The following is a 19,543-nucleotide window of genomic DNA, read 5'->3' on the forward strand; positions in this document are numbered from 1 at the left end:
TCATCCAATTATTTTAACAGTATTTTTCTTAATAGTGACTATAGTACAAGTATTTAAAACGACATTTCGTGTCGTTCATATGGTTTACTCCAGTCGCTTATATCCTCGTGCTGAACCACGAGGTTTTACGCTCCAGTGGATAAAAAAAAGCTCAACCATATAGGGATGGTTGAGCATAAAAAGGATGTGTATAAAAGCACATCCAGAGGGTTTGAAAATCTTGCTGCAAATGATATTTCACTGATTATTGAATACAGTGGATCATTTTCAGTACGTGAATTATGGAGTAATTTAGTCGACTATACAAATAGATTTTTCCTATTAATCCAAGACAAATATTCAATGAAAGATTCATCTTTTTTTCTTAACAATTTAAATTATCTTACTATTTTTACAATTATTTTAGAAAAATTAAAAAAACTGTCATAATTCATAACACTCAATACTGTATAAATTTTGAATAAAAGACATTTTAAATACACCTTTATGTGATCAAAAAAAACACCAATTAAACTCAACTTTTTGCTTGAATGTGTACGCGTGCTTTCATTTGTGCCAACACAATACCCGTTAAAATAATCAATCCACCGATACTGTGATAACTCCCCCACACTTCTGCCAACCAAAAATATGCAATGATAGCCGTGAAAACAGGCATCAAATTCATAAAAATACTGGTGCGATTTGGCCCTAAATATTGAACGGCCAACATCCATACCAAAGGTGCAATAATTGAAGGAAATATACCTGCATACAGCACACTTAAACCATTTTGGCTATTTAAATGATCCAAGCCGAACCACAAAATAAATGGCAGATGGTAAAGTAAGGCGAATATAATTTGCACATAAAGACTCAGCATGAGCGGCAATTTTAAATTCCATTTCTTTAAAAACACCCCATAAAAGGCGTAAAAAAATACCGCCAAAACCATGAGCATATCGCCCGCATGTCCTGTCAGCTGACTGAGTTGACGCAAATCTCCTTGTGCAATCACATACAACAAACCCGAAAATGAAATAATGCAGCCCAAAACCGCAAATCGTGTCGGAATGTCTTTTAAGATCAGCAATGAAACCAAAACCGTAAACATGGGAATAAACGCATTAATAATGCCCATATTGGTTGCAGTGGTGTAATTGGCTGCGGTATAGCTTAGACCTTGATACAGCACCAAACCAAAAGCACTAAGCACTGCCAACTGTTTCAAATGTGGACGAATCAACTCACGCTGCTGCCAAACTTTGGGCAATATCCACGGGGTTAAAATCAGAAAAGCAATCAACCAGCGATAAAAACTGATACTGACGGGTGAAATATACTCCGCCACATACCTCGTTACTGCAATATTTAAAGACCAAATCAATACCGCAATCAATGGCAATAAAATTGCCCAAAATACGCTTTTATCTGACCGTATCATGTATTCATCATCCTTGTTGTACCAAACAGCATACCTGCTGTGAAACCCTTTTCTATAACTGACTTGTGATGCAAAGTGCTAAAAAACCAGTGTCTATTTATGGCACTTTTCGCTCGATTTATCCATCAATAAAATAAAATGCAGATACGAATTACATTTTTCTGCGCAATATCACGGCTATGCGGGATTCCATCAGTGTCGTAAATTTCTTTGCTATAAAACTTGCTGTACCCAAAAATTACAGTTACAACAGTAGCGGTAAAATACAGATTCTAGGAAGCAACTATGCGCACTTCAGTTTATGACATTGCAGTAAAAACCAATCAGGGTACGGAAACCACATTAAATCAATATGCAGGAAAAGTGTTGTTGATCGTGAACGTGGCATCAAAATGTGGCTTAACCCCGCAATACGAAGGCTTACAGCAACTCTACGCAGCAAAACAGGCACAAGGCTTAGAAATTTTAGCCTTTCCATCGAATGATTTCTTGGCACAAGAACCGGGCAGCGATACAGAAATTCAGGAATTTTGCTCACTGAATTATCAGGTGAGTTTTCCATTGTTTGCTAAAATTCCAGTCGTGGGTGCAGAAAAACATCCTCTCTACACGGCTTTAACGCAAGCAATTCCTGAACGTATTGGTGAAGGCCCATGGTGGAAAGATTTGGTTGATTACGGCTTAACCCCAAATGAACCACCTGAAGTATTGTGGAACTTTGAAAAGTTTTTGGTGAATAAACAAGGTGAAGTGGTGGCGCGTTTTGCCCCAGATTTAACCGCAGATGACCCGCGCATTGTAGAAGCGATTGAGGCTGAATTGGCTAAATAATTTTTTATTCAGCAAGTTAAAGAGTTCTTTCATAAATTCTCTTTAAATCAATAATTCAGCTCCCTCATCCTCTTGCGGAATATATTCCTCATCCTGAGCCATATATGGCGCAAGAGAAGGGACTATCAATATCAATTCGACGCATTACTTATGATCATTTTTCTTTTATGAAAGAAGTGTAATTCATAGGAGTTTCTTTAAAACTCCTATTTTTTTTGATTTAGACAAAAAAATTAAGATTTGTTATTGCTTTGCAACAATCTGTTTTTTATTCATATTTTCGTTTTATATTCATTCTCAATGAGTACCAAAAATCACATGAATATGAAAAATGTATCTTCGAAGACACTACTTCCGTTTGCACTATTGAGTTCTGCCTTGCTACTCAGCGCCTGTGATCAAATGAACACGCCGCAAACGCAAACAACTAATCAAGATGATTCCAACGCATCATCCAACAGCAATACAAACCCAACCAACGCTCCATTAAGCAGTGGCAATATGTTCTATATTGTGCGCGATGTGGCTGATCTACAGCTCAAAGCAGGTCAATATGTCGAACAACTAAATCAAACCAAGTCTGAATTGCAAACCGCTGTAGATGCGCAAGATCCACAACAATTACAAATTGCAGCGACTCAATTACAACAGCAGTTACAAGGCTTCAATCAAACACTAAGCAGCCTAGACTTAAAAACACAGGAAATTGATACCATCCGTCAAAACTTATTGGCTGCCAATCAGCAAGTTTTGGCTTCACCATTTTTAAATGGACAAGTCGATTTAAGCAAAGTGGACTTTAAGAAACTGGAACAGCAAATGGGGAGTATTCAAGCTGAAATGCTAAAACTGGCGGGGATGATTTTACAAGGTGAGTCAAATCAGCCTACTGAAACTACCAATACAGCATCTTAAGCAAAGATAAGGCTTCAATTCCAAACAGCATAAAAAAAGCCACTCTTTCGAGTGGCTTTTTTCAATCTTAAACCGACAATTAAAGTGCGCGGTTTTTGATTTTGCGGATGGTTTCCAACTGTGCAGCAGTTTCTGCCAAAGCAGCCAAAGCAGCAGCAGAGTCCAAATCGCTCTTTTGATTTGCCAACAATTGTTCAGCGTGTTTACGCGCTTCAATAATTGCCGCTTCATCTAAGTTTTCTGCACGAACTGCAGTATCTGCAAGAATCGTAACAACATGCGGTTGAACTTCTAGAACGCCACCAGATACATAGATTAATTCTTCTGTACCATTTTCCAGCAGAACGCGGATTGCACCCGGCTGAAGCAAAGTTACCAGTGGTGCGTGACCCGGCATAATACCGAGTTCACCGCCAGCACCTTTTGCAATTAGCATAGTCACAGTGCCCGAGTACAAAGACTCTTTTACACTTACAACATCACATTGCATAGTCGCCATGAGAATCTCCTAAATTAGAGCTGCTAATTAAAGTTTCTCGGCTTTAGCAATCACTTCGTCAATACCACCAACCATATAGAACGCTTGTTCTGGGATATGATCGTATTCACCAGCTAGAAGACCTTTAAAGCCACGAATTGTATCTTTAAGCGGTACAAGTTTACCAGGCGCGCCAGTAAATACTTCAGCTACGTGGAACGGTTGAGAGAAGAAACGTTGGATCTTACGTGCACGGTATACAGTAAGTTTGTCTTCTTCTGACAATTCGTCCATACCAAGAATTGCGATAATGTCTTTCAATTCTTTATAACGTTGAAGAACGTTTTGAACTGAACGAGCAATTTCGTAATGCTCAGTACCAACAACTAATGGATCTAACTGACGTGAAGTTGAGTCTAGTGGATCGATCGCAGGGTAAATACCTTGAGATGCAATATCACGGCTCAATACTACAGTTGCGTCTAAGTGCGCGAACGTTGTAGCAGGTGATGGGTCAGTCAAGTCATCGGCAGGTACGTATACAGCTTGAATAGATGTAATCGAACCAGACTTAGTTGAAGTAATACGTTCTTGAAGAACACCCATCTCTTCTGCAAGTGTAGGCTGATAACCTACTGCAGATGGCATACGACCTAGAAGTGCTGATACTTCAGTACCTGCTAGTGTATAACGGTAGATGTTGTCTACGAACAATAATACGTCACGACCTTTACCGTTCTCATCTTTTTGATCACGGAAGTACTCAGCCATAGTCAAACCAGTTAACGCTACGCGTAAACGGTTACCAGGCGGCTCGTTCATCTGACCGTAGACCATTGCTACTTTGTCAAGAACGTTAGAGTCTTTCATTTCGTGATAGAAGTCGTTACCTTCACGAGTACGCTCACCAACACCAGCGAATACAGATAAACCTGAGTGCGCTTTAGCGATGTTGTTGATCAACTCCATCATATTTACGGTTTTACCAACACCCGCACCACCGAACAGACCAACTTTACCACCTTTCGCGAACGGGCAAAGTAAGTCAATGACTTTAATACCAGTTTCTAAAAGGTCAGTAGAAGCCGCTTGTTCTGCATAAGAAGGCGCTTGACGGTGAATTGGTAAACGCTCTTCAGTTGCAACTGGACCAGCTTCGTCGATAGGGCGACCAAGAACGTCCATGATACGACCAAGGGTCGCTGTACCTACTGGTACAGAGATTGGCGCGTTAGTGTTAGTTACGTTCAAACCACGCTTAAGGCCTTCAGTAGAACCCATTGCAATAGTACGAACTACGCCATCACCAAGTTGTTGCTGAACTTCTAATGTAGTTTCAGTACCGTCAACTTGGAGAGCGTCATAGATCTTAGGAACGCTGTTGCGTTCAAACTCGACGTCGATAACCGCGCCGATGATCTGAATGATACGACCGCCACTCATTGCTGTCTCCTCAATTCAAACTAATAATGTTAAACGGCAGCGGCACCACCAACGATTTCAGAAATTTCCTGAGTAATCGCGGCTTGACGCAGCTTGTTATAAATAAGTTGTAGGCTCTTGATCAGTTCACCTGCGTTATCTGTTGCAGCTTTCATTGCAACCATACGCGCAGACTGTTCACATGCGATGTTTTCAATCACACCTTGATAAACCATAGACTCGATGTAACGAACCAATAAACCATTTAACAGCTCTTCAGCTTCTGGTTCATAGATATAATCCCAACCGTATTGACGGTTAAGAGTCTTGTTTTCTTCAGCAGATGCTAAAGGAACAAGTTGTTCGATTTTCTGATCTTGAGTCATGGCATTGACAAAGCCGTTTGACACGAGGTAAATGCGATCTAACTCGCCTTTATCGTACGCATCTAACATCACTTGCACAGAGCCAGATAACTGTTCAAGACTTGGCGCGTCACCTACGTTTGTAGTTGCACCAAGCACTTTACCGCCGTAGTTTTTAAAAAACGAAACCGCTTTTTGACCAATTAAAGCAAACTGAACTTCAATTGACTGCTCTTGTTGTTGCTGTACATGCTTTACAACTTTCTTGAACAAGTTAATGTTCAAGCCACCTGCCAAACCACGATCTGAAGACACGATGATATAACCAACGCGTTTTACAGGGCGTTCAATCATATAACGGTGTTTGTATTCAGGGTTCGCCTGTACCAAATGAGCAATTACACGGTGCATATTTTCGGCATACGGACGGCCTTGAGCCATGCGCTCTTGCGCACGACGCATCTTAGAAGCAGCAACCATTTGCATCGCGCGAGTAATCTTTTGCGTGCTCTTGATACTAGCAACTTTGGCGCGAATTTCTTTTAAATTTGCCATACGCTTAACCTAGTATTCGAAAGCCCTTTCAGGCTTCCGAAGGTTGATTCCGTGAACCAAACCTCTAACTAGCCAATGCTAAATTAGTAAGTTTGAGTCGCTTTAAAGCTTTCAATACCTGCTTTGATTGCAGCTTCGATGTCTTTGTTGAAATCACCAGTTTCATCGATTTGTTGCATTAACGCAGCATGTTCTGAACGGAAGTAAGAAATTAACGCAGCATCAAAGTCTACGATTTTCTTCACTTCTACGTCAGCCATGTAGCCTTCGTTAGATGCATAAACTGAAACAGCTTGGTCAGCAATTGAGTATGGCGCATATTGTTTCTGCTTCATTAACTCAGTTACACGTTGACCATGTTCAAGTTGCTTACGAGTTGCTTCGTCAAGGTCAGAAGCGAACTGAGCAAACGCTGCCAATTCACGGTATTGCGCCAAAGCGGTACGGATACCACCAGACAATTTTTTGATGATCTTAGTTTGAGCAGAACCACCAACACGCGATACAGAAATACCCGCGTTCACAGCAGGACGAATACCCGCGTTGAATAATGATGTTTCTAAGAAGATCTGACCATCTGTAATCGAAATTACGTTGGTTGGTACGAATGCAGATACGTCACCTGCTTGAGTTTCAATAATCGGCAATGCAGTTAAAGAACCAGTTTGACCTTTAACTTCACCGTTAGTGAATTTCTCAACGTAGTCAGCAGATACGCGAGAAGCACGCTCAAGTAGACGCGAGTGTAGATAGAACACGTCACCTGGATACGCTTCACGACCTGGTGGACGACGTAAAAGCAATGAAATTTGACGATACGCAACAGCTTGCTTAGACAAGTCATCATAAATGATAAGCGCGTCTTCACCACGGTCACGGAAGTATTCACCCATTGTACAGCCAGAGTACGGAGCAAGATACAACATTGCTGCTGGATCTGCCGCTGCTGCTGCAACAACAGTTGTATACGCCATAGCACCAGTTTCTTCTAGCTTGCGTACTACGTTAGCAATAGTCGATTGTTTTTGACCAATAGCTACGTATACACACTTAATGCCAGAGTTTTTCTGAGCGATGATCGCATCGATCGCCATTGCTGTTTTACCAGTTTGACGGTCACCAATGATCAACTCACGTTGACCACGGCCTACAGGGATCATGGTATCAACTGATTTATAACCAGTTTGTACAGGTTGATCCACTGATTGACGCCAAATTACGCCTGGTGCTACTTTTTCTACAGCATCAGTTAATTTTGCATCAATAGGGCCTTTACCATCAATTGGGTTACCCAAAGCATCTACTACACGGCCTAAAAGTTCTGGACCAACCGGAACTTCTAATACACGACCTGTGCAACGTGCTTTTTGACCTTCTTGAAGGCTTAAGTAGTTACCTAAAACAACGACGCCCACTGAATCCTGTTCTAGGTTCAGTGCCATACCAAATAAGCCGCCGTCGAATTCGATCATTTCACCGTACATTGCATCAGCAAGGCCGTGAATGCGCACAATACCGTCGGATACCATAACAATGGTACCTTCGTTTTTAGCGGTCGCGCTGGTGTCCAGATCGCCGATACGCTGTTTAATGAGCGCACTGATCTCGGATGGATTCAGTTGTTGCATTGCGCTATACCTCAATCTTTTATTAGTTCAGTCTTCGCAATTAAGCTAAAAGACGTGTCCGCATTTTTTCAAGCTTGTTAAGCGCAGAATCATCTATCACTTGGTCGCCTGCACGAATAACCACACCCGCAATTAACGCTGGGTTCACTTCTACAGAAACATTTACTGCCGCAGCGAAACGTTTTTCTAACGCTTGAGCAAGAATTTGTTCTTGTACAGAAGTCAATGGGAATGCTGATTCAATCACAACATCCACAGTATTGTTATTCTGTGATTTGAGCTGTTCGTATTCTGCTTGAATTTCAGGAAGCAAAGCCAAACGGTTGTTTTCAGCAAGCAATGTCAAAAAGTTTGACACTGCTGCAGTTTGGTCTTCACCTAAAACTTTGGCAAAAATACTCACCTGCTCAGCAGGCGTAAGCTCAGGGCGATTTAAGTAAGCTGAAAATGCTTCGTCTTGCACCGCAGCACTGAGCAAGTTAAGTGCTGTTGACCAATTGTCAGTTGCACCTTGCTCAGAAGCGTAAGCAAATGCTGCTTTAGCGTATGGGCGTGCCAACGTCAAGAGTTCAGCCATAATCTGCCTCTCTCTTAAAGTTTAGCAGCCAGCTGAGTCAGCATGGCATTGTGAGCTTCTGCGTCAACTTGCTGGCTAAGAATTTTCTCTGCACCAGTTACTGCAAGCGCAGCTACTTGTTGACGTAATTCTTCGCGAGCAGAATTGATTTCTGTATCAACAGCTTCTTTCGCTTGTTGACGAATACGCTCACCTTCAGCAGATGCTTGGGTACGCGCTTCTTCTACCAATTGTGCTGCACGACGATTCGCTTGTTCGATCAATTGAGCCGCTTGTGCTTTAGCTGCATCTAATTCAGCTTTCACTTGAGCTTGCGCATCGGCAAGATCAGCTTTGGCTTTCTCAGCTGCATTTAAGCCGTCAGCAATACGACGCTGACGCTCACTAATCGCATTGATTAGTGGTGGCCATACAAACTTCATGCAGAATGCGACGAAAATCGCAAATGCAATCGCTTGGCCAAACAATGTGAGGTTGATATTCATTGCAAATTCCTCAAATAGTGAATTTCGGAATTAAGCTGATTAACCTACAAATGGATTAGCGAAGATGAAGAACAAGCCAATACCAACACCGATCATAGGCACAGCATCAAGAAGACCTGCGATTAAGAACATACGAGTTTGAAGTTGTGGAGCCAATTCTGGTTGACGAGCAACAGCTTCAAGGAAGCGACCGCCTAAAAGACCAAAACCAATCGCAGTACCTAAAGCACCGAAAGCGATCAAGATAGCAGATGCAATTGCAACTAGACCTAAAGTGAGTTCCATGATAATTCCTCAGAGGTTAGGTTTTATACCAAATTAAGTTAAAAAATTGTGTGCCCAACCGCCCGATGACAGTTAGGCCATACCATTAATGCTTTTCGCTTGCCATGCTCATGTACACGATAGTCAACATCATGAAAATGAATGCTTGTAGCGTAATAATCAAAATGTGGAAAATCGCCCAAGGCACAGACAATGCCCACTGGATCCAGAACGGTAATAACGCGATAAGAATGAAGATTAACTCTCCCGCATACATGTTACCGAACAGTCGTAGAGCCAATGAAACTGGTCGCGCCAAGAAAGTAGTCAATTCCAACAATAAGTTGAATGGAATTAAAAGCACTTTAGCAACTGGATTACTTGGGTTGAATGGGTTAAGTGCCAACTCACCAACGAAGCCGCCAACACCTTTCTCACGAATACTATAGAAAATAATTAAGAAGAATACAGAAATAGACATACCTAAGGTAATGTTTGGATCTGTAGTCGGAACAATTTTAAAGTAAACCTGATGAGGGTCCACACCCAGCATAGATGCAATCGCCTGTTGAGCTACATAAGGAATAAAGTCAACAGGGATCAAATCCATCAAGTTCATGAGGAAAATCCACACGAAAATGGTTAATGCTAAGGGTGCAATTAATCGAGACTTCCCATGGAAGGTATCACGTACACTTGAATCCACAAACTCGATAATCACTTCAATTACTGACTGGAATTTACCAGGCACGCCTGAATTTGCAGCTTTCGCAACAATCCAGAACAATAAACAGAAGATCAGACCAAGTCCGATAGACCAACCCATTGAATCCAAGTGAATAGCAGTGAACCCCATCTGTTGAGCTTCTTCAGCAGACTCAGCCAACTTCCATGAACCGTCTGGCATTTTGCCATAGGTCATATTGGTCAAGTGATGCTTGATATACTCGGTCGAAGTAAGGGCATGTTCTTCAGCAGCCATAAATCACACCTGGTCAATGTAAAAAAACTAATAGAACAAACGAACATCGCGTGCTGCTTGATATCTCGCCTATTCCTGAAAAACTTTTCAATTTTTGCTGCGTTTAGACTCGTTTTTGTAATCGTGACACCCAAAATGGCGCAACCCACGACATGCTTTGAACGAGCATAAAACCACAAAACAATGCCACCGGGGATAACGGCTGTACATTGCTTAAAATTAAAATGAATCCTACGATCACGATTGCAAACTTACCGAGCATTCCTCTATACATGTTCGAAAGAACCTGTCTGGACGCTCGTGCACCTGCTGCTCGAAACGACTGCCATGAAAAATAACAACTTGCCAACCAACAAACACTAGCACCAAGTGCAGCGCTTAAGGCAGCCGTTGAGTCTTTCAAGACCCACGCTATCAGGGCTGAAACTGGAATCATGAATGCTTGTAAGAAGACCAAAGCTTTAGCTAATCGTCGGTCAATCAAGCGACTAGTTCGGCTCATTTTTTTATCCACTCACAGCATTAATGCTTGACAAGTTCAACTGATGATCGTTTTTTATCGCAGGCATTATAGAGTTAGCCCCCTGAACATGCAATCGTTTCCCGACCTTAGTCGTGTTTTTTTGCATGTTTGTCTCGGAATTGTCATATTTCAATTTTGCTTAAAAAACGCATCATTTTCGTGCATTTAATACACAAGCCTTGGTTTGCTTGGCTAATTGCTGCCACGCTTGCACAAAATCATCTGCACCGCGCATGCTTTCATCGACCTTTTGAAACACAATTGGATTCAATTTCATATACTGATTTTTACTGGCATGTCCTTCTGCAAGTAGGCACATTTTTGGATTTGGTCGGTGATCGTTCAAATATTTAATTTGTGCGACTGTTGGCGCAATATGCGGATCATTGGTCATCGACCCAGAAAATTCTAAATTTAAGGCACGTTCTAAATATTGATAGGCATCGTGATAAGCCCAATATGGCTGTACTGCAGTTTGAGTCTGAAACTGACTTGCACTTTTGAATAAACTCTGTGCGAAGGCACGTGCGTTATTCCAATAAGCATCGCGATGTTCAGGCATTTGCTGAGAACGTAACGCGGCAATAAAGAAGCCGATACGCACCGCATTGTTTGGGTCTAGCCAGACATGGCTGTCTACTGTATTTTTTAATGCTGCACCACGTTCTGAACGCTGCGGCAAAGTTTTCATAATGCCCGTATCTAATAAAGCAATCGCTTTAGGATTTTGATGTAATACACGTTCTAGCGGTGCTTCATGCGCCTTACCTAGCCAAATAATTAAATCCGCATCTTGGATGATTTTTCGATGTGCAGGCGTGAGCGATACATCATGCCCTGTTTGATCTGCCAGTAATAACGTGGGTGTTTCGATATTTTGCGTGACTTTTTGGGCAATCAAATAGATAGGATGGGTAGACACCACCAAAGCCTGCGCCATGCTGACAGTACTGCATAACGCTAAAAGACAGAAACTAAATAAACGAAACATTGCGGCATATCACGAAAAATCGACAAATGTTATAATATAACAAATTTATAAAAATACCTACGTATAATCGAAACTAATAACGCTTCATGCTAAGATTTACTGTCGTTTTTCTTTTAAAGTTCAACTGGGGTGGCTATGAGCTTATGTTCGCACGAGCATCACAATGCATTACATGGCGTTCACGACCATCACAATGTCGATCAACGTCTTGCCGAAGCTGAAAGTTTATGTGCGGCAACAGGTGCTCGTTTAACACCGCTACGTAAAGAAGTGTTGGAACTCATTCTCAAGGCATCTGCACCAATGGGTGCTTATGATTTATTGGCGAAAATTAAAAGTGAGTCTGATCGTCCTGCAGCACCGCCAACGGTGTACCGTACTTTAGATTTTTTACTGGAAAAAGGACTAATTCACCGTTTGACTTCAATCAATGCCTATATTCCTTGCTGTCATCCACGTGAAGGACACCAAGCGGCTTTTTTAATCTGTACTGAATGTAAAGTCGTTAAAGAAGCTTCAGCGCAAGGTTTATTAGAGCAATTAGATCAGTTGGCAGCCTCTGACCGCTTTAGCCCGCATCACAGCATTATTGAGATTTCTGGAAAATGTCAGCAGTGCAACAGCAAATAACCACTGCACCGCTCATCGCCTTGCACAATATTCAGGTGCGAATAGATGAGCGCGATATTTTAAAAAATGTCGATTTTGAATTACATGCACGTGAAATTGTCACGCTAATTGGCCCCAATGGCGCAGGAAAATCGACTCTAATTAAAGTCTTGCTTGGCATTGTCAAACCAAATGCAGGCAAGCTCGTAAATGCTCGCAAATTGACCTTTTCTTATGTGCCGCAAAAGTTTAATCCTTCACACAGCTTGCCTTTAAGAGTGAAAGATTTACTGGCTTTAGAAAAATGCCCAGACGCAATTAAAGCAGAAATTATCCGCGATACTGGCATTGCCAAACTGCAAGATTCAAAAGTACAACAACTGTCTGGTGGTGAGCGGCAACGGGTGCTATTGGCACGCGCCTTATTACGTCAACCTGATGTTTTGGTACTGGATGAGCCGATGCAAGGACTAGATATTCAGTCCGAAGCTGAACTGTATGACTATGTGCGCAACTTACCGAGCAAATATGGCTGTGCGGTGTTGATGGTGTCGCATGATTTGCAATGGGTCATGCAAGGTACGCATCGTGTGGTATGTTTAAATAAACACATTTGCTGTAGCGGTTTGCCCGAAAATGTACAGCAACATCCTGAATACCAAGCTATTTTTGGAACCAATCGGGTGTTTTATCAACATCACCACGAACACTGCGCCCATGGCGATCATGCCGAGCCTTGTCAGCATGATTCACGTCCTCATATTCACCCTGAACCGGAAGCTTAACCCATGATGGATTGGCTACAATTGCTGTTACCTGCATGGATCATGGGCAGTTTATTGGTATTTTTGACCGCCCCACTTGGCTGTTTAATGCTGTGGCGACGTATGTCCTTTTTTGCCGATACGATGGCGCATGGCACCTTATTGGGTGTGGCGATTGCAGGCGCGTTGAGTTTACCTCTGTGGATGGGTGTGACCTTCTTGGCATTATTATTGGTGGGTGTTTTATGGATTTTACATGATCCACGGTTGCCGAATGATGCATTATTGGCGCTCTGCTCTGCGACCTTGCTCTGTTCAGGGTTGCTCTTTATTCAACATATTCCAAGTTTGCGCCCTGAGTTGCTGAGCTATTTATTTGGTGATTTACTCACCATTTCATGGGCAGATTTACCTGTATTTGCCCTAGTGATTATTGTTGCTTTAGCGGTGCTGTATAAATTTTGGCAGGCACAAATTCAAATTGCAATTGACCCTGATATTGCGGTCAGTGAAGGCGTGAATGCCCAATGGCAACGCCTGATTTTTATGTTGTTGTTGGCATTATTTACCGTATTGGCTTTACGTGCAGTCGGTTCTTTATTGATGGGCGCATTGTTGGTGATTCCCGCTTTAACCGCACGTTTATTGGCTCACTCGCCTAAACAAATGGTGATTTGGGCATTTATTGTGGCGCAAATTGCAGTCAGCGTAGGTTTATGGTCAAGTGCGGGCTTAAATATTTCGACAGGTTTAAGTATTGTGATGACTATGGCGATCATTTTTGCGGTGATTTTTAGCGTACAAAAAGTCAGAACGATGGCTTAGTTTTTCGTTCATGAGTATCTATATTTTTTTATTGCAGCAATGAGCATTACGACCAAAAGTGGCAGCATGTACACTATCCACAGTGCCATATCACTGTGAATCACTTGCTGTAAAAGACTCAGTTGCTGCTGAGCTTCTGAAACAGCATTCCAATCTATTGTTTGTAGATAAAACATTGCATGAATGGCAATCAACAACACAGCTGTGATATTAATCAACACCACACTTTGCCACACCGTATGTTTAAAATAAGTTTGCAAAGCGGAAAATACAAAAGAAAAAATCAAATTGATACTCAAATGCACCATCAAAGAAATTGGCCAAAACACGCGATCTACTGAAAAGTGAATCGCTAATCCAATTGCAATTAAAGTTGAAAAACTCAAAAGCAACATGCTAATCCACCAATGTTGCCAATAACGTGCTCGCGGAATACCTTTTATTTTCAACGTATATCTCAATCTATTTTTTTATAATTACAACATACACTTTTGTTTAATTGAAGGCATTACTGATGCACCAAACTCAACAAAAAAGCAGCGCCTGCAAACAATGCAGCAAAAGTACGATTCATGACTTTTTGCTGCTTCGGTGATCTTAACAAACGTAAAACTTTAGCAGCCAAGCCCGTATAGCCCGCCATCACAATCAAATCAATACTAATCATGGTCAACGCCATAATTGCATATTGCGCCCATTGCGGTTTAGATAAATCTAAAAATTGCGGTAAAACTGCCAATAAAAACACAATTGCTTTGGGATTGCTCATATTGACCAGAAAGCCGTACATCACCAATTTTCCAGCAGATTTTCGCGTCAGCTCATGCTGAATTTCAATCGACTGTGCAGGCGCTGCCCATTGCAAATACGCCAGATATAACAAATATGCCACACCAAACCATTTCACAATTAGAAATGCCCAAGGTGTTGTCGCAAATAATACCCCTGCCCCTGCGGCTACAATCGCGATTTGCAATAATAAAGCGAGTTGTAGACCAATCGCATTCCAATACCCATGTCGAAAACCATAATTCAAACCACTCGACATAGATGCTATTGCACCCGCGCCAGGTGAAACACTAATCACCCAACAGGCCAACATAAACGCAATCCAAACTTGATAAGACATATATCGCCGCTTTTCACAAGACAGTGCATTATATGATATTTCACTTAATCTCATGACTAAAAACGTGGAATAAAAATCGGGTTGAGGCTATTAAGCCTACATACAATCAGGCACAATAAAGTCAACTTTATAGAAAACAACAAATTTTCAGGAGCTATACATGACTGCCCAATCTGTAATTTTGCCACTACCTTCAGATCATGCTCGCTTTCTTGTACTTCGTTTAAAAGACTTAAGCATTACTGAGTTAAAAGAAAAATTGGCTGACTTGTTTAGCACACGGGATCGTTTGATTACCCAACATCCACATGCCCAAATTAAAACTGGCGTTGCTTTTGGTCCTGAACTTTGGGCACAACTCTATGAGCAATCTCCAGATGGTTTTAAACAATTACAACCGATTCAAGGGGCGTACCCAATGCCTGTCGTGCCTGCAGATGTGATCATTCACCTCGCCAGTACACGTGCGGATATTTGCTTTGCACTTAGTCAGGCATTTTTTGAGGGGATTCAAGACAAAATTGAAGTCTTGGATGAACGGGTTTGTTTCCGTTATTTTGATGGACGCGACATGACTGGCTTTATTGATGGTACCGAAAACCCACAATTTCCAGATGATCGTGCTGAAGTTGCACTTTTAGGCGAAGATGCAGGCGTGTTTGCCGATGGTTCATTTATTTTTGCACAGCGCTATTGCCACGATTTAGAAAAATGGAAAAAGCTCAAAGTCGATGCCCAAGAACACGTGATTGGACGTACCAAGCTAGAATCGATTGAATTAGATGAAGATGTACAACCTGAAAATTCGCACGTTTCACGTACTGTCGTTGAAGATGATGCAGGCGATGAAATGGAAATTTTGCGCCATTCTTTACCTTATGGTGATGGCAAAGGCGATCAGGGTTTATTCTTTATTGCCTATACCAAAGATTTGAGCATTATTGATGCCATGTTAGAACGTATGTTTGGTACTTCAGGTGATGGCATCCACGATCGTTTATTGCATTTCGTCACCGCCTTGGATGGTGCATATTACTTTGCCCCGAGTGAGGAGTTGCTAGAAGAAGTTTTGGAAGACTAATCTGCAATTAGTATGAAGTCGTAAAATATCAGCGACTTCATACTGATTTATCGTTTCTTTTGGACTGAACCGTACCGGGTTTGTCGGAGACCACTTTTCTTGAGAGAATGTCCCGATGAAAAAAGTAAAATACACCCCTGAAATCAGAGATAGAGCGGTTCAATTATTGATTGAATCCGAAAAAGATTATCCATCGAATTGGGCTGCGATCACAGCAATTGCTCCTAAAATCGGTTGTACTCCTGAAACACTACGTGTTTGGTATCAAAAATATTTAGATAAACAAAATCCAGTTAAAGTACAGCTGCTTTCAGACCAAGAACGTATCAAACAACTCGAACGCGAAAATAAAGAACTGCAACGCGCCAATGAGATTCTACGTAAAGCAGCCGCTTTTTTCGCCCAGGCGGAGCTCGACCGCCCACACAAATAATGGTGGATTTCATCCATAACAATAAAGATCGATATGGTGTTGATGCGATTTGTAGGATTTTACCGATCGCAGCTTCAACCTATTACCGAACTTTAGATCTCGCTGACAATCCAGAACATCGAGCGAAACGAGATCTACATGATGAGCATCATGCTGAACAAATTAAACGAATTTGGAAAGAAAGTTCAGGTCGATATGGTGTGCGTAAGGTCTGGCAACAATTGAAACGTGAAGGTTATGTTATCGCACGTTGTACAGTTGCTCGATTGATGCAGAAGCTAGCTATACAAGGTGTTTGGCGTGGTAAGAATAAACAAACCACCCGTAGCCGAGATGATCAAAAAAGAGCAGATGATTTAGTGAAACGTAATTTTAATGCTGATCATCCTGACCCTTGCGAAGCAGTGCTTCTCAGGTGAGTGACTTTACGTATATTCAAACTCATTCAGGCTGGGTCTATACCGCCTTTATTATTGATGTGTTCTCACGAGCAATTGTTGGATGGAAAGTATCTACACGGATGAATACAGATATGGTGCTCGATGCACTTGAGCAAGCATTGCACGATCGAGGCATGCCAAAGAATGTGATTCATCATTCCGATAGAGGTGTTCAATATCTTTCTATTCGCTATACCAATCGTTTAGAAGCTGCAAATTTACGAGCATCAGTCGGTACGACTGGTGATTCATACGATAATGCTTTGGCTGAAACAGTGAATGGCTTATACAAAACAGAGGTGATTGAGTATTTAAAAGCAGATTGGAAAGGTTTAGCGGATGTACAACTTGCGACACTCAACTGGGTAGATTGGTTCAATAAAGAGCGTGTACACAGTGCATTGGGTTACAAGTCGCCTTTTGAGTTTGAAGCAATGTACTATGATAAGATTAACCCGTTAGGTCAGGTGGCCTAACTTAAATAAAAAAGTCTCCGACAAACCCGGTACGGTTCATTAAGCTTTAGCATAATAAAAGCATGCATATGCCTTACATATATAACTGCTATTCGGGAGTGATTTATAGCAAATAATTATTTTGACAGATATAGTCAAACATATACAATTTAGGTATTAAATTTTAAAAAAACTTGCAATGAAATACTTGGCTGAAAGCTTAAAGAAAGTAGAGCAAGACCTTGCTTATTTTGTATCCCCTGAAAATAAAGATGGGTTTATTAAGGAATTTGCATCATGGGTCTATGGTGAGTGGTCAAAGAATGATTTCTATGAAACCGATATTGTAGATTTAGGCTATGATTGTTCTTCGTACCCTGAAAAAACAAATCAATCACTCTCCGATAAATGCCCCACCTATGCTGATTTTATTAATGCAAATACAGGCTTTTCTGAATGTACTCACGTTTCAGGACAAGGTATGCGCTGTCAAGAATATGAGGAAAAATTATTAGAGATTTTTGGTGATGCTTGCGCTAAAAAACTAGATGATTTAGTAGAGCCATATCAACTAGAAGTGCCTGAAAAATACAAAAAATTTGCAGACAATATTAGTGAACTAATTTTCCTTGAAGTTTTTGATCATCATGAGGATTCAGAACTTTATGAGGTTTGTAACGATATTTTATTAAAATATAATCAGCTAGGAGTCGCATCATCCCCTTATACATGCCCTATCTGTGGATGGGATGAAGACAATGATCTAGCCATATATTGTGATGAATCCATATTTAAAGACTATACACTTGAGGATTTCAAGAAGTTAGCGGAGATTGATTAATGTATTCTCCTGCTAAATTCGGTGAAATGATTGGGAAGTCGGTTAAAACTCTACAAAGATGGGATGCCGAAGGTATTTTGGTTGCATGTCGAAATCCTAAAAATCGCAGATACTACACGCACGATCAATACCTTGAATATATCGGTATAAAAGCAACGGAAGCTAAATCATCAGTAATTGTTTATTCAAGGGTATCTAGTGTTGCTCAAAAGCCCGATTTAGCTAATCAGGTGTCAGCTTTAGAAACTTTTTGTACTGTAAATGGCTATGCTGTTGATGATTGGGTGTCAGAGGTTGGAAGTGGTTTGAATTATAAAAGAAAGAAATTCAATCAGCTTTTTCTTGATATTGAAATGGGTAAAGTTTCAATGCTTGTCATCGCTCACAAAGACCGTTTGGTGCGTTTTGGTTTTGAGTGGTTTGAATCTTTTGCTGAAAGACATGGTTGTAAAGTTATTATTATGAATCAAGAATCTCTTTCCCCAACGGAAGAAGTAACACAAGACTTGTTAGCGATTATTCATTGTTTTTCCTCTCGACTTTACGGATTAAGAAAATACAAAGAAAAAGTTAAAGAATTAGTGAACATCAAGGAATAACTTTTGAAACTAACACGCATCCACCATTGTAAAAACTTGAATGTGCAAAAGTACAAACAGCTTGAGAAACAAGCTGTTTTACTTGGTCGTATTCGTAGCGAGGTGTGGGCTAAATATGGTGCTATTTCAGGTTTGAATATCAGTGACAGAGCTATTCGTGATGCGTGGATGAAAGAAAGTCGTGACTTTGGTGTTTCTGCAAATGCGTGGAAAGAAACGCTACGTGATTGCATAGGTGATATTAAAGCCTATCGAGAAGCATCAAAAGACAAAGTAAAGCAGGCGATCCGAAAACGCACCTCCTGTAATAATGAACAAAAAAGACTATACACCTTGCTTAAAAAAGATGAATGGATGACTGATAATTTCCTCCATCGTCAAATGCGTAATCACTTTAAGCATGGTGTTAATCACACACATAATCAAATTATTGTTCGTGCGGATATGTGTAAAACTTTTGAGTTAAATGGTCAATGTTGGCTTAAAGTACCAAGCCTAATCCCTCGACAAACCATTAAAATTCCACTAAACACCACTGTTGATTTTGCGCCACAAGGCACACTTAGAATCATTCTAAAAAATGGCAATATTGAAGTTCATTCAACCTATGATGCAGTTGAAACACAAGATTGTGGTCAGGAAACAGTAGGTGTTGATAAAGGGTACTCAGAAGCTTTTGTGGACTCTGATGGCGATGTATATGGGAGTGGTCTAGGCAAGCTGATCTCAAGTGAATCAGATTATTTAAATCAAAAGTACAAGCACAGAAACAAGCTCAGAGCGATTGCTAAAGCTAAACCACACAAGAAACAGAAAATTGAGTTAAATAATCTAGGTCGAAAAAAACTAGATAAGCGACAAGATACTCAAAAAGCAAAGCTCAAAACATTAATATTTACAGCAACTCACAAGTTGGTTGATAAAGCCA

General features: G+C 41.0%; 23 protein-coding genes, 1 pseudogene and 1 other annotated feature. Of the genes and pseudogenes, 11 read left to right on the plus strand and 13 right to left on the minus strand.

The genetic code is table 11. The features are described 5' to 3' along the window. The first annotated feature begins 135 nt into the window (after window positions 1–135). Window positions 136–429 (plus strand): hypothetical protein, encoded by a 294-nt coding sequence (locus tag FTV28_RS12745; protein ID WP_004970123.1) that lies wholly within the window; start codon window positions 136–138, stop codon window positions 427–429. An 85-nt stretch (window positions 430–514) separates the two neighbouring features. On the opposite strand, the gene FTV28_RS12750 is transcribed toward FTV28_RS12745, so the two are convergent. After that, window positions 515–1,423 carry a DMT family transporter gene (locus tag FTV28_RS12750; protein ID WP_179990644.1) on the minus strand — a complete coding sequence of 303 codons (909 nt, stop codon included), beginning with the start codon at window positions 1,421–1,423 and terminating at the stop codon, window positions 515–517. Window positions 1,424–1,708: 285 nt separating this feature from the next. On the opposite strand from FTV28_RS12750, the gene FTV28_RS12755 reads away from it, so the two are divergent. Both FTV28_RS12755 and FTV28_RS12760 read left to right on the plus strand, forming a co-directional pair. After that, complete coding sequence (locus FTV28_RS12755) at window positions 1,709–2,254, plus strand: glutathione peroxidase (RefSeq protein ID WP_004970127.1); 546 nt, start codon at window positions 1,709–1,711, stop codon at window positions 2,252–2,254. A gap of 324 nt (window positions 2,255–2,578) precedes the next feature. Next, window positions 2,579–3,169, plus strand: a complete 591-nt coding sequence (locus FTV28_RS12760) for a hypothetical protein (RefSeq protein ID WP_154321292.1) — start codon at window positions 2,579–2,581, stop codon at window positions 3,167–3,169. A gap of 79 nt (window positions 3,170–3,248) precedes the next feature. Here FTV28_RS12760 and FTV28_RS12765 read toward each other — a convergent pair whose 3' ends face one another. The 10 genes from FTV28_RS12765 to FTV28_RS12810 form a co-directional block, all read right to left on the minus strand. Next, entirely contained in the window at window positions 3,249–3,668 is a 420-nt protein-coding gene (locus tag FTV28_RS12765) for a F0F1 ATP synthase subunit epsilon (protein WP_004970132.1), read from the minus strand. 27 nt (window positions 3,669–3,695) lie between these two features. Then, window positions 3,696–5,090, minus strand: a complete 1,395-nt coding sequence (gene atpD, locus FTV28_RS12770) for a F0F1 ATP synthase subunit beta (RefSeq protein ID WP_004970134.1) — start codon at window positions 5,088–5,090, stop codon at window positions 3,696–3,698. Between the two features lie 29 nt (window positions 5,091–5,119). Then, window positions 5,120–5,989, minus strand: a complete 870-nt coding sequence (gene atpG, locus FTV28_RS12775) for a F0F1 ATP synthase subunit gamma (RefSeq protein ID WP_004970136.1) — start codon at window positions 5,987–5,989, stop codon at window positions 5,120–5,122. Between the two features lie 83 nt (window positions 5,990–6,072). Continuing rightward, window positions 6,073–7,617, minus strand: a complete 1,545-nt coding sequence (gene atpA, locus FTV28_RS12780) for a F0F1 ATP synthase subunit alpha (protein ID WP_019837172.1) — start codon at window positions 7,615–7,617, stop codon at window positions 6,073–6,075. A 40-nt stretch (window positions 7,618–7,657) separates the two neighbouring features. Further along, window positions 7,658–8,194, minus strand: coding sequence for a F0F1 ATP synthase subunit delta (locus FTV28_RS12785; RefSeq protein WP_004970141.1), 537 nt, complete (start codon window positions 8,192–8,194; stop codon window positions 7,658–7,660). 14 nt (window positions 8,195–8,208) lie between these two features. Continuing rightward, window positions 8,209–8,679: a F0F1 ATP synthase subunit B gene (locus tag FTV28_RS12790; RefSeq protein ID WP_004970142.1), complete on the minus strand. Its 471-nt coding sequence runs from the start codon at window positions 8,677–8,679 to the stop codon at window positions 8,209–8,211. A 39-nt stretch (window positions 8,680–8,718) separates the two neighbouring features. Next, complete coding sequence (gene atpE, locus FTV28_RS12795) at window positions 8,719–8,964, minus strand: F0F1 ATP synthase subunit C (RefSeq protein ID WP_000424060.1); 246 nt, start codon at window positions 8,962–8,964, stop codon at window positions 8,719–8,721. A gap of 85 nt (window positions 8,965–9,049) precedes the next feature. Continuing rightward, on the minus strand, window positions 9,050–9,925 hold the full coding sequence (atpB, locus tag FTV28_RS12800; protein ID WP_004970145.1) for a F0F1 ATP synthase subunit A: 876 nt from the start codon (window positions 9,923–9,925) through the stop codon (window positions 9,050–9,052). A gap of 103 nt (window positions 9,926–10,028) precedes the next feature. Continuing rightward, on the minus strand, window positions 10,029–10,427 hold the full coding sequence (locus tag FTV28_RS12805) for an ATP synthase subunit I (protein WP_004970147.1): 399 nt from the start codon (window positions 10,425–10,427) through the stop codon (window positions 10,029–10,031). 172 nt (window positions 10,428–10,599) lie between these two features. Further along, the gene (locus FTV28_RS12810; protein ID WP_104852883.1) at window positions 10,600–11,439 is read right to left on the minus strand and encodes a metal ABC transporter solute-binding protein, Zn/Mn family; all 840 of its coding nucleotides are present in this window, start codon (window positions 11,437–11,439) and stop codon (window positions 10,600–10,602) included. A 135-nt stretch (window positions 11,440–11,574) separates the two neighbouring features. Here FTV28_RS12810 and FTV28_RS12815 point away from each other — a divergent pair, with 135 nt between their 5' ends. From FTV28_RS12815 to znuB, 3 genes are read left to right on the plus strand one after another with little or no spacing between them, the layout of a single operon-like run. Then, window positions 11,575–12,069, plus strand: a complete 495-nt coding sequence (locus FTV28_RS12815; protein WP_004970151.1) for a transcriptional repressor — start codon at window positions 11,575–11,577, stop codon at window positions 12,067–12,069. Continuing rightward, complete coding sequence (gene znuC / locus FTV28_RS12820; protein WP_131261255.1) at window positions 12,045–12,833, plus strand: zinc ABC transporter ATP-binding protein ZnuC; 789 nt, start codon at window positions 12,045–12,047, stop codon at window positions 12,831–12,833. The genes FTV28_RS12815 and znuC overlap by 25 nt, the downstream gene beginning before the upstream one ends. A 3-nt stretch (window positions 12,834–12,836) precedes the next feature. Beyond that, a complete protein-coding gene (gene znuB / locus FTV28_RS12825) occupies window positions 12,837–13,637 on the plus strand; it encodes a zinc ABC transporter permease subunit ZnuB (protein WP_167845687.1) in 801 nt (266 codons plus the stop codon). Between the two features lie 8 nt (window positions 13,638–13,645). Here znuB and FTV28_RS12830 read toward each other — a convergent pair whose 3' ends face one another. Both FTV28_RS12830 and FTV28_RS12835 read right to left on the minus strand, forming a co-directional pair. Next, the gene (locus FTV28_RS12830) at window positions 13,646–14,086 is read right to left on the minus strand and encodes a hypothetical protein (RefSeq protein ID WP_167845686.1); all 441 of its coding nucleotides are present in this window, start codon (window positions 14,084–14,086) and stop codon (window positions 13,646–13,648) included. Window positions 14,087–14,145: 59 nt separating this feature from the next. Beyond that, window positions 14,146–14,766 carry a LysE family transporter gene (locus FTV28_RS12835; protein ID WP_167845685.1) on the minus strand — a complete coding sequence of 207 codons (621 nt, stop codon included), beginning with the start codon at window positions 14,764–14,766 and terminating at the stop codon, window positions 14,146–14,148. 160 nt (window positions 14,767–14,926) lie between these two features. On the opposite strand from FTV28_RS12835, the gene FTV28_RS12840 reads away from it, so the two are divergent. The 5 genes and pseudogenes from FTV28_RS12840 to FTV28_RS12860 all read left to right on the plus strand — a co-directional run. Beyond that, entirely contained in the window at window positions 14,927–15,847 is a 921-nt protein-coding gene (locus tag FTV28_RS12840; RefSeq protein WP_179990646.1) for a Dyp-type peroxidase, read from the plus strand. A gap of 115 nt (window positions 15,848–15,962) precedes the next feature. Next, a pseudogene (locus FTV28_RS12845) lies at window positions 15,963–17,196 on the plus strand (IS3 family transposase). Further along, window positions 16,238–16,354, plus strand: a sequence feature (AL1L pseudoknot). (Overlaps the previous pseudogene by 117 nt.) A gap of 178 nt (window positions 17,197–17,374) precedes the next feature. Further along, on the plus strand, window positions 17,375–18,016 hold the full coding sequence (locus FTV28_RS12850; protein WP_179990648.1) for a hypothetical protein: 642 nt from the start codon (window positions 17,375–17,377) through the stop codon (window positions 18,014–18,016). Next, entirely contained in the window at window positions 18,016–18,615 is a 600-nt protein-coding gene (locus tag FTV28_RS12855; protein ID WP_016659757.1) for an IS607 family transposase, read from the plus strand. Before FTV28_RS12850 ends, FTV28_RS12855 begins: the two co-directional genes overlap by 1 nt. Before the next feature lie 3 nt (window positions 18,616–18,618). Then, window positions 18,619–19,543 (plus strand): transposase (locus FTV28_RS12860; RefSeq protein WP_179990650.1); only part of this gene is annotated, 925 nt, incomplete at its 3' end.

This window comes from Acinetobacter sp. YH12252, from assembly GCF_013417365.1.
Taxonomy (GTDB): domain Bacteria; phylum Pseudomonadota; class Gammaproteobacteria; order Pseudomonadales; family Moraxellaceae; genus Acinetobacter; species Acinetobacter towneri.

Excerpts from the sequence above, each read along its gene's own strand:
- FTV28_RS12755 (WP_004970127.1), top strand. The coding sequence starts at position 1,709 with ATGCGCACTTCAGTTTATGACATTGCAGTAAAAACCAATCAGGGTACG.
- FTV28_RS12805 (WP_004970147.1), bottom strand. The coding sequence starts at position 10,427 with ATGAGCCGAACTAGTCGCTTGATTGACCGACGATTAGCTAAAGCTTTG.
- FTV28_RS12765 (WP_004970132.1), bottom strand. The coding sequence starts at position 3,668 with ATGGCGACTATGCAATGTGATGTTGTAAGTGTAAAAGAGTCTTTGTAC.
- FTV28_RS12750 (WP_179990644.1), bottom strand. The coding sequence starts at position 1,423 with ATGATACGGTCAGATAAAAGCGTATTTTGGGCAATTTTATTGCCATTG.
- atpE (WP_000424060.1), bottom strand. The coding sequence starts at position 8,964 with ATGGAACTCACTTTAGGTCTAGTTGCAATTGCATCTGCTATCTTGATC.
- znuC (WP_131261255.1), top strand. The coding sequence starts at position 12,045 with ATGTCAGCAGTGCAACAGCAAATAACCACTGCACCGCTCATCGCCTTG.
- FTV28_RS12835 (WP_167845685.1), bottom strand. The coding sequence starts at position 14,766 with ATGTCTTATCAAGTTTGGATTGCGTTTATGTTGGCCTGTTGGGTGATT.
- atpD (WP_004970134.1), bottom strand. The coding sequence starts at position 5,090 with ATGAGTGGCGGTCGTATCATTCAGATCATCGGCGCGGTTATCGACGTC.
- FTV28_RS12810 (WP_104852883.1), bottom strand. The coding sequence starts at position 11,439 with ATGTTTCGTTTATTTAGTTTCTGTCTTTTAGCGTTATGCAGTACTGTC.
- FTV28_RS12785 (WP_004970141.1), bottom strand. The coding sequence starts at position 8,194 with ATGGCTGAACTCTTGACGTTGGCACGCCCATACGCTAAAGCAGCATTT.
- FTV28_RS12840 (WP_179990646.1), top strand. The coding sequence starts at position 14,927 with ATGACTGCCCAATCTGTAATTTTGCCACTACCTTCAGATCATGCTCGC.
- FTV28_RS12790 (WP_004970142.1), bottom strand. The coding sequence starts at position 8,679 with ATGAATATCAACCTCACATTGTTTGGCCAAGCGATTGCATTTGCGATT.
- atpB (WP_004970145.1), bottom strand. The coding sequence starts at position 9,925 with ATGGCTGCTGAAGAACATGCCCTTACTTCGACCGAGTATATCAAGCAT.
- FTV28_RS12855 (WP_016659757.1), top strand. The coding sequence starts at position 18,016 with ATGTATTCTCCTGCTAAATTCGGTGAAATGATTGGGAAGTCGGTTAAA.
- znuB (WP_167845687.1), top strand. The coding sequence starts at position 12,837 with ATGATGGATTGGCTACAATTGCTGTTACCTGCATGGATCATGGGCAGT.
- atpG (WP_004970136.1), bottom strand. The coding sequence starts at position 5,989 with ATGGCAAATTTAAAAGAAATTCGCGCCAAAGTTGCTAGTATCAAGAGC.
- FTV28_RS12850 (WP_179990648.1), top strand. The coding sequence starts at position 17,375 with ATGAAATACTTGGCTGAAAGCTTAAAGAAAGTAGAGCAAGACCTTGCT.
- atpA (WP_019837172.1), bottom strand. The coding sequence starts at position 7,617 with ATGCAACAACTGAATCCATCCGAGATCAGTGCGCTCATTAAACAGCGT.
- FTV28_RS12815 (WP_004970151.1), top strand. The coding sequence starts at position 11,575 with ATGAGCTTATGTTCGCACGAGCATCACAATGCATTACATGGCGTTCAC.
- FTV28_RS12760 (WP_154321292.1), top strand. The coding sequence starts at position 2,579 with ATGAAAAATGTATCTTCGAAGACACTACTTCCGTTTGCACTATTGAGT.